This is a genomic window from Pseudomonas sp. 5.2, assembly GCF_059025405.1.
The window spans coordinates 1-8,696 of the sequence record NZ_JBYBHH010000035.1 but is presented as its reverse complement, the minus strand read 5'-3'; the positions used below and the strand labels follow the sequence as shown (position 1 = coordinate 8,696).

Here is an 8,696-nt window from a genome sequence, read left to right as displayed (position 1 = left end):
CCTTGCCCGCGAAAGCGTCAGCATGAACAACAGAGTTGTCTGATCTGACGCATTCGCGGGCAAGCCCGCTCCCACAGGGTCCGCGCTGCCCTAGAGAGTGGCGCAAGAATCCAGCTGTTGTGGGAGCCTCCCATGTTGAACACCCTTCTACCCATTCTGCTGTTCGCTGCCCTTGGCCTGGCGGTGCTCGGCGCCCTGCGCCGGGTGCGTATGTGGCGGCGTGGCCGAGCGTCCAAGGTCAATTTGATCGGCGGCCTGCTGGCCATGCCGCGACGCTACCTGGTCGACCTGCACCACGTGGTCGAACGCGACAAATACATGTCCAAGACCCACGTCGCCACAGCGGGCGGCTTTGTGCTGTCGGCGGCCTTGGCGATCCTGGTGCACGGCTTCGGCCTGCAGAGCAAGATCCTTGGCTACGCGCTGCTGGTCGCCACGGTGATCATGTTCACCGGTGCGATCTTTGTCTTCAAACGCCGCCTTAACCCACCTGCGCGCCTGTCCAAGGGCCCGTGGATGCGCCTGCCGAAAAGCCTGCTGGTGTTTGCTGCAAGCTTCTTCATTGCCACCTTGCCGGTCGCCGGCATTCTGCCCGCCAACACCGGTGGCTGGGTGATGGTCGGTGTGCTTGGCCTGGGTGTGCTGTGGGGCGTGTCGGAGCTGTTCTTCGGCATGACCTGGGGCGGCCCGATGAAACACGCCTTCGCCGGTGCCTTGCACCTGGCCTGGCACCGCCGTGCCGAACGTTTCGGTGGCGGCCGCTCCACCGGCCTCAAGCCGCTGGACCTGGAAGACCCGAATGCGCCGCTGGGCGTGGAAAAACCGGTGGACTTCACCTGGAACCAGCTGCTCGGGTTCGATGCCTGCGTGCAGTGCGGTAAATGTGAAGCCATGTGCCCGGCCTATGCGGCCGGCCAGCCGCTGAACCCGAAAAAACTGATTCAAGACATGGTCATCGGCCTGGCCGGTGGCACCGACGCCAAGTTTGCTGGCAGCCCGTACCCGGGCAAGCCGATCGGCGAACATGGCGGCCACCCGCACCAGCCGATCGTCAACGGCCTGGTCGACGCCGAAACGCTGTGGTCGTGCACCACCTGCCGTGCCTGCGTCGAGGAATGCCCGATGATGATCGAGCACGTCGATGCCATCGTCGACATGCGCCGCCACCTTACCCTTGAAAAAGGCGCGACCCCGAACAAAGGCGCGGAAGTACTGGAAAACCTGATCGCCACCGACAACCCAGGCGGCTTCGCCCCAGGCGGGCGGATGAACTGGGCGGCAGACCTCAACCTGAAACTGCTGTCGGACGTGAAAACCACCGAAGTGCTGTTCTGGGTCGGCGACGGCGCCTTCGACATGCGCAACCAGCGCACCCTGCGCTCGTTGGTCAAAGTGCTCAAGGCCTCGGGTGTGGACTTTGCCGTGCTTGGCCTGGAGGAACGCGACAGCGGTGACGTGGCACGTCGCTTGGGTGATGAAGCAACCTTCCAGCAATTGGCCAAACGCAATATCCAGACCTTGGCCAAATACACGTTCCAGCGCATCGTCACCTGCGACCCGCACAGTTTCCATGTGCTGAAAAACGAGTACGGCGCGCTGGGTGGGGATTACCAGGTGCAGCACCACAGCACCTACATCGCCGAACTGATCGCAGCCAAGAAGCTCAACCTCGGCCAGCACAAGGGCGGCAGCGTCACCTACCACGACCCGTGCTACCTGGGCCGTTACAACGGTGAATACGAAGCGCCCCGTGAAGTGCTCAAGGCGTTGGGTATCGAAGTGCGCGAGATGGAACGCTCGGGCTTCCGTTCCCGTTGCTGTGGCGGTGGCGGCGGTGCGCCGATCACCGACATCCCGGGCAAGCAACGTATCCCCGACATGCGCATGGACGACATTCGCGAGACCCAGGCGGAGCTGGTTGCAGTGGGCTGCCCACAGTGCACCGCGATGCTCGAGGGCGTTGTCGAACCGCGCCCACAGATCAAGGACCTCGCCGAGTTGGTAGCCGATGTGCTGATCGAAGAGGAAACCCCAGCGGCCCCAAAGTCGCCAACGGTTAAACGTGAACCTGCGGAGGTGCACTGATGAGCGACATCATCCGCCGCGACCCACGCGCCGAGTGGATCGCCCGTAACCGTCTGCACCCGCTGCACGCGGCCATGCAGACGCAACAAACCAGCTGGATGGGGCCCAACGGCCTCATGCGCAAGAACCCGCATGCCATCGCCGCCGGTTTCATCGGCCCCAGTGGCATCAAGCGTATCGACCGCAGCGGTGCCCAGCAGGGCACGGGTGTCGGCGGGCGACGCACAGCGGCGGCGGCCGTCCAGTTGCCGCTGCACCAAGTGCCGGCGCCGGCGTTCTACATTGCCGTGGTGCCGGACATGGTCGGTGGCCGCCTGAGCAGCCACGACCGCGACCTGCTGGGCCTGGCCCATAGCCTGGCCGGCAACGACGGCGCAGTGTTGGCCGTGGTCTTTGGTGAACACAAGGAAAGCAACTTTTCCACAGCCGGCGTCGACCGCCTGCTGGTTATCGAAGGCGAAGCGTTCGAGGGTTATGCACCGGAGCAACTTGTGCAGGGGTTGCGGGCTGTGGATAACCAGTTCACGCCGCGCCACTGGCTGCTGCCCGACAGCCGCACCGGCGGCGGCGAGCTGGGGCGGCGCTTCGGTGCCGCCTTGGGCGAACGGCCCGCGACGCGGGTTTGGCAGGTCAAGGACGGCCAATGCATCGGCCGCGCCGGCGCGGGTCAACAGGACCTGCAACGCGCCGTGCCACGGTTGATCCTGGCTGCGGCGGAATGTGCGGAGCCGGTCAGCGAAACCCGTCACGAAGCGCTGCCGGTAGAGTTGTCCACAAGCGTCGCACGCAGCCTGTCGCGTATCGAAGACCTCGGCTCGGTGGCCGTGGACCCGGCCACCATTGCCATGGCCGAGTCCGAGTTCATCGTTTCGGGCGGTAACGGCGTCAAGGACTGGGACCTTTACCACAAGGCCACTGCAGCCCTCGGCGCCACCGAAGGGGCCTCGCGGGTGGCGGTGGACGACGGCTTCATGCCGCGCAACCGCCAGGTCGGTGCTACCGGTACCTGGGTCACGGCACGGGTGTACGTGGCTGTGGGTATCTCTGGCGCGATCCAGCACCTGCAGGGCATCGGTGCCTGCGACAAGGTGGTGGCGATCAACATGGACCCTGGCTGCGACATGATCAAACGGGCTGACCTGTCGGTGATTGGCGACAGTTCGGCGATTCTCAAGGCGCTGATCGAAGCTGTGGACAACTTCCGCAGCGGCGGCCAGCGCGACGCGGCATAAGGGCACGAGCATGAGTACGAAAGTCATCAGCCTGGTTTCCATCGGTGCTCACCCAAGCTCTGGCCGCGCGCGCCGCGCCGAGCAAGATGCCCGCGCCGTGGAGCTGGGGTTGCAACTGGCTGGGGATAACTTGCAGGTGGTGCATGCCGGTGACCCGCGGGAAGAGGCGCTGCGGGCCTATCTGGGCATGGGGCTGGAGCACCTGGACGTACTGGAACAGCCAGCCGGGGCGGATGTGTTGGGCGTGCTTGGCGACTACCTGCGCGACGCTGGCGCCCAGCTGGTGCTGACCGGGACTCAGGCCGAAACGGGCGAAGGTTCGGGCATGTTGCCGTTCCTGCTGGCCGAGAAGCTGGGCTGGCCGTTGATCGTTGGCCTGGCGGAAGTGGAGTCGATTGAAAATGGCACCGCTCAGGTGCTGCAGGCACTGCCACGCGGGCAGCGGCGTCGCCTGAAGGTGCGCCTGCCGTTGTTGGCGACTGTGGATAACGCCGCGCCCAAGCCACGCCAGAGCGCGTTCGGGCCGGCGCGGCGAGGGGTGTTGGCAGCGCGTAACGTGGCGATTGTCGAAGACGACCTGCTGGCCGAGGCAGAGCTGCAACCGGCCCGCCCACGGCCCAAGCGATTGAAGGTGATCAAGGCCAAGAGCGGTGCCGACCGGATGAAAGCGGCTACAGCCAAGGCCAGTGGCGGTGGGGGCAAGGTGCTCAAGGATGTATCGCCGCAAGAGGGCGCCGAGGCAATCCTCAAGCTATTGGTGGAGGAAGGGGTCCTGCGCTGAGTTATCTGCCGTGCGTCATGCGCGCACTTTGTAGGAGCAGCCTTGTGCTGCGAAGAGGCCGGTAAATGCACAGTGAATCTTCGCTGCTGTCACCGGCCTCTTCGCAGCACAAGGCTGCTCCTACAGGGCCGGTTCGGTGGCTACGTTGAATGCCGGAAGGGCAATTCAGGGCAGGAATTTTACCCACGAAATCTGTTCGCCAAGGTGTGGATAAAGTGTTTGCGCTTCGCTACAAGGCGCGGAACTCGGGGCTTACGCTGGGTTGATCAAAAAGTGAGCATAAGTGCCATACAGAGAAGTTCTTGGGCGTTATCCACAGTTTTACTTGGAATAGCGAGCTTCTGCACGGCGTCACTGTGGGTGAACCTGTGAATAAGGTGTTGGGAAGTGCAGAAGCCCCTTGGAACAGTTTGACCTGGCATTTTTGACAGTTTCTGAGAGTGCCCGCCGGTATTAAAGTCGTCGTCACGCCTGTCGAGACGTGAGTCGACCTATGAACCGTGCCCAGTTGTTGATGACGGATATGCAGCGATCTGCCTTGATGGGGTCAGGCGCAAGCTCGAAAATGAGGGCTTACACGCCATATGGGTACGCTCTACTCGGTGCTGGGCCGTTCACCGCCTTCGCAGGCGAACGTCATGACTCAACTTCCGGATGCTACTTACTCGGCAACGGTTACAGGTCATACAGTCCTGGCCTGCTGCGTTTCCTGAGCCCGGATAAGCTGAGCCCGTTCGACCTAGGCGGGTTCAATGCCTATGCATATTGCGCCGGTGATCCTGTCAATCGTAGTGATCCGTCAGGGAGAGGTCCGCTGGACTGGTTGGTGCAAGCAATCTTCGGGGTTGGCAACGCGGCAACGATCGGTGCGGGAGTCAGCTTCAGTGCCAACCGCCATGCCAATCCTCCTGCTCAAGGCTTCACCCGCTTGCAGGCCTTCACTGATCGCGCCATAGCAAATGCATTGACCCTAGGCGGCAGTGCTGGGCTGGCCGCACGTTACTTCACGGCACGCGCAATGATGGATCCCTCTCGTGCAGCGATGTTCAATCAACAAGCTACGACCGCGAACCTAGTGTCTGGTGTGTTGGTAGGTTCGGCAACTGTGGTCTACGAAGTTAGGGCAGCGATTCGCTGGGTGAATCAGTCTAGAGCCGCAGGGCGCAGACCTGGCCAAGCTCTGGCGCGGGGCGTCTATGAGTCTACAAACGCCGATCTAATTGTTGGCGCAGCGCGGTCAGTGGCACGCGGGATTGCAAGCGTAGCCAGTGCAGTAGGGGATGCCGCGCGTGCTGTGTATCGGAAATTCAAATGGTGGAACGCGGGCGAGAAAAACATCGAGGTTAGGGATGGGACGTTCACTCAGCATCACGAGTTGTGAGTATCGTCAATGCCTGAGCATGAGCACTTGAACGGGGCTTGTTCACCCTACAGACTCACGTCGTTCAGGTGGTCGTGCGCTGGCCTTCTGCGGCGAACGTCGCGACGGTCGCCCAGGCAGCCGCATCTGCTGCCACCCGGGCTTGTATCAACTTACTGCGCCTGCACTTCCTTCAAATACGGCGCCGGCTCCGCCCCCAGGTTCTCCAGCACCCGCTGGCTGTACCAGTCGATGAAGTTCACCACACCAAACTCATAAGTCTTCGAGTACGGCCCTGGCTGGTACGCCGTGGAGTTGATCCCGCGCTGGTTCTCTTCCGCCAGGCGGCGGTCCTGGTCGTTGGTGGCGTCCCACACCTTGCGCATCTGCGCAGGGTCGTAGTCGACGCCTTCGACCGCGTCCTTGTGCACCAGCCACTTGGTGGTGACCAAGGTCTCCTGGGCGCTGATTGGCCACACGGTAAAGACGATCATGTGATCGCCCATGCAGTGGTTCCACGAGTGCGGCAGGTGCAGGATGCGCATCGAGCCGAGGTCCGGGTTCTTGATGCGGCCCATCAGCTTCTGGCAGGCCTGCTTGCCGTCCATGGTCATCGACACGGTGCCCTTGAGCAGCGGCATGCGCACGATGCGGTTACGCAGGCCGTGGCTCTTGTGCAGGTACGGGATTTTCTCGGCGTCCCAGGCAGCGGCAGAGGCGGCTACGTGGTCCTTGAATTCCTGGCTGGCACGCGGGTCGTTGGTGTCGTCCCATTCAAGCAGCGTCTTCAGCAGCTCGGGGTGCGAGCCGCTGCAGTGGTAGCACTCGCGGTTGTTTTCCAGTACCAGCTTCCAGTTGGCCTTCTCTAGCAACTGGGTCTGCACCGCGATCTTGGTGTTCTCCATGTCGTACGGTTCCATGTAATGGTCCAAAGTGGCCAGGAACTCGTCGATGGCTGGCGGGTTTTCCGCCAGGCTGATGAAGATGTAACCCCCCGCGACCTTCACGTTCACAGGCTTGAGGCCGTATTCCTTCATGTCGAAGTCGGCGCCCATTTCGGTGCCGGCGAACAGCAGGCGGCCGTCCAGCTCGTAGGTCCACTGGTGGTAATGGCAGACCAGCTTGGCCACCTTGCCCTTGTCGCTGGTGCACAGGCGCGAGCCGCGGTGGCGGCAGACGTTGTGGAAGGCATGCACCTTACCTTCGGCGCCACGGATGACGATGATCGGGTTCTTGCCGATCTGCAGGGTGATGAAGTTGCCTTTGGCCGGAATCTCGCAAGTCATGCCGGCGATCAGCCACTCCTTGTGGAAGATCTCCTGCATGTCGATCTGGAACAGACGCTCGTCGGTGTAGAAAGGCTGGGGCAGCGAGTAGGTGCGCTCGCGGGTTTGCAGCATCTCGGCGGTGGCCTTGCGTGCTGCTTCCAGTGGATCGCCCAGGCTCAGGGTTGCGGTGACGTCCATCGTGTGGTCCTCGGGGCCGTGTGCGGCCGGCAAAAGGTGGCTAATCATTGTTGTGGTGCCGCAAGGCTGTCGTTAAAAAAACAGCAGGTTCTTTTGCCGTGGAGTGTGCGTCCGAAGGCGTCGTGAACCGTATCCATGGGCGACATGGCCGATTTGAATAACGACGCCACAGCCCTTGTAGCATGGGGCTGGTCGCGATAAGTACGCCGATGTCGCAGGCAGGAATGTACGTCGCCTTCAGCTTGCGCATTATCGACGCCATAAAAAGGCCAATAGTCGGCTGCTGGAGATGAACATGTCCGATACCTTCCTCAATCCGGTCACCACCCAGACCTGGGCCAACGGCCGCCACATCGTGCGCTGCGTCAAGGTCATCCAGGAGACCTGGGACGTGCGCACCTTCTGCTTCATGGCCGACCAACCGATCATGTTCTTCTTCAAGCCAGGGCAGTTCGTCACCCTGGAGCTTGAGATCGAAGGCAAGCCGGTGATGCGCTCCTACACCATCTCCAGTTCGCCGTCGGTGCCTTACAGCTTCTCGATCACCGTCAAGCGGGTGCCGGGCGGGCATGTCTCCAACTACCTGCACGACACCATGCACGAAGGCGCCGAACTGCCCGTGCACGGCCCGGTGGGGTTGTTCAACGCCATCGACTTCCCGTCGGGCAAGGTGCTGTACCTCTCGGGCGGTGTCGGTATTACCCCGGTGATGTCGATGGCGCGTTGGTTCTACGACACCAACGCCAATGTCGACATGGTGTTCGTGCACAGCGCCCGTTCGCCGAAAGACATCATCTTCCACCGCGAGCTGGAGCAGATGGCCTCGCGCATCCCCAACTTCAGCCTGCACATCATTTGCGAGAAGCACGGGCTGGGCGAGCCGTGGGCGGGTTACCGCGGGTACCTGAACCAGCGCCTGATGGAACTGATCGCGCCCGACTACATGGAGCGCACGGTGTTCTGTTGCGGCCCGACGCCGTACATGACCGCGGTCAAACGCATGCTGGAAGCCGTCGGCTTCGACATGAAGAACTACCACGAAGAGTCGTTTGGCGCGACGCCCGCAGAAGCCAAGGCCGATGCCGTGGAGCATGCCGAGCAGGCCGCCGATGCACCGGAAGTGGATGTTTCGGACCTCAACCTGGTGGAGTTCATTGGCAGTGAGAAGAGCATCCGCATCGCCCCGGGCGAGACCGTGCATGCGGCGGCGGCGAAAGTTGGGCTGATGATCCCCAAGGCTTGCGGCATGGGCATTTGCGGGACATGCAAGGTGCTCAAGCTGGGTGGCGAGGTGGAGATGGAACACAACGGCGGCATTACCGAGGAAGACGAGGCCGAGGGGTACATCCTGTCGTGCTGCAGTGTGCCGAAAGGGGATGTGCGGATCGATTACTGATCTGCAGATTTTGGGGCCGCTCTGCGGCCCATTCGCGGCCGGTCCGACGCCTCGGCAAGGCCGCTCCCACAGGCTCACCGCAGGCTTGAAGGTTGCGGGGACTTATGGGAGATCCAAAGGGGCCGCTTTGCGGCCCATTCGCGGCCGGTCCGACGCCTCGGCAAGGCCGCTCCCACAGGTTCACTGCAGGCTTGAAGGTTGCGGGGACTTGTGGGAGATCCAAGGGGCCGCTCTGCGGCCCATTCGCGGCCGGTCCGACGCCTCGGCAAGGCCGCTCCCACAGGTTCACCGCAGGCATGAGGGTTGCGGGGACTTGTGGGAGATCCAAGGGGCCGCTCTGCGGCCCATTCGCGGCCGGTCCGACGCCTCGGCAAGG

The 8,696-nt window shown here is 62.6% G+C and carries 6 protein-coding genes and 1 pseudogene; 6 read left to right on the top strand and 1 reads right to left on the bottom strand.

Going from position 1 to position 8,696, the window contains the following annotated elements; translation table 11 throughout:
- Positions 1-132: 132 nt before the first annotated feature.
- The 5 genes and pseudogenes from dgcB to AC5PZ0_RS28090 all read left to right on the top strand — a co-directional run bounded on the left by dgcB (position 133) and on the right by AC5PZ0_RS28090 (position 5,479).
- A complete protein-coding gene (gene dgcB, locus AC5PZ0_RS28110; protein ID WP_493856191.1) occupies positions 133-2,085 on the top strand; it encodes a dimethylglycine demethylation protein DgcB in 1,953 nt (650 codons plus the stop codon).
- Positions 2,085-3,317, top strand: coding sequence for an electron transfer flavoprotein subunit alpha (gene etfA / locus AC5PZ0_RS28105; RefSeq protein ID WP_085273836.1), 1,233 nt, complete (start codon positions 2,085-2,087; stop codon positions 3,315-3,317). The genes dgcB and etfA overlap by 1 nt, the downstream gene beginning before the upstream one ends.
- A gap of 10 nt (positions 3,318-3,327) precedes the next feature.
- The gene (gene etfB / locus AC5PZ0_RS28100; RefSeq protein ID WP_027594297.1) at positions 3,328-4,098 is read left to right on the top strand and encodes an electron transfer flavoprotein subunit beta; all 771 of its coding nucleotides are present in this window, start codon (positions 3,328-3,330) and stop codon (positions 4,096-4,098) included.
- Positions 4,099-4,591: 493 nt separating this feature from the next.
- Positions 4,592-4,891: pseudogene (locus tag AC5PZ0_RS28095) on the top strand (RHS repeat-associated core domain-containing protein); the annotation flags it as partial.
- Between the two features lie 33 nt (positions 4,892-4,924).
- Positions 4,925-5,479: a hypothetical protein gene (locus tag AC5PZ0_RS28090; RefSeq protein ID WP_493856192.1), complete on the top strand. Its 555-nt coding sequence runs from the start codon at positions 4,925-4,927 to the stop codon at positions 5,477-5,479.
- Between the two features lie 152 nt (positions 5,480-5,631).
- Here AC5PZ0_RS28090 and gbca read toward each other — a convergent pair whose 3' ends face one another.
- The gene (gene gbca / locus AC5PZ0_RS28085) at positions 5,632-6,924 is read right to left on the bottom strand and encodes a glycine betaine monooxygenase oxygenase subunit (RefSeq protein WP_027594299.1); all 1,293 of its coding nucleotides are present in this window, start codon (positions 6,922-6,924) and stop codon (positions 5,632-5,634) included.
- Between the two features lie 295 nt (positions 6,925-7,219).
- Between gbca and gbcB the strand changes: the two genes are divergently transcribed.
- Positions 7,220-8,320: a glycine betaine monooxygenase reductase subunit gene (gene gbcB / locus AC5PZ0_RS28080; RefSeq protein WP_027594300.1), complete on the top strand. Its 1,101-nt coding sequence runs from the start codon at positions 7,220-7,222 to the stop codon at positions 8,318-8,320.
- Positions 8,321-8,696: the final 376 nt, after the last annotated feature.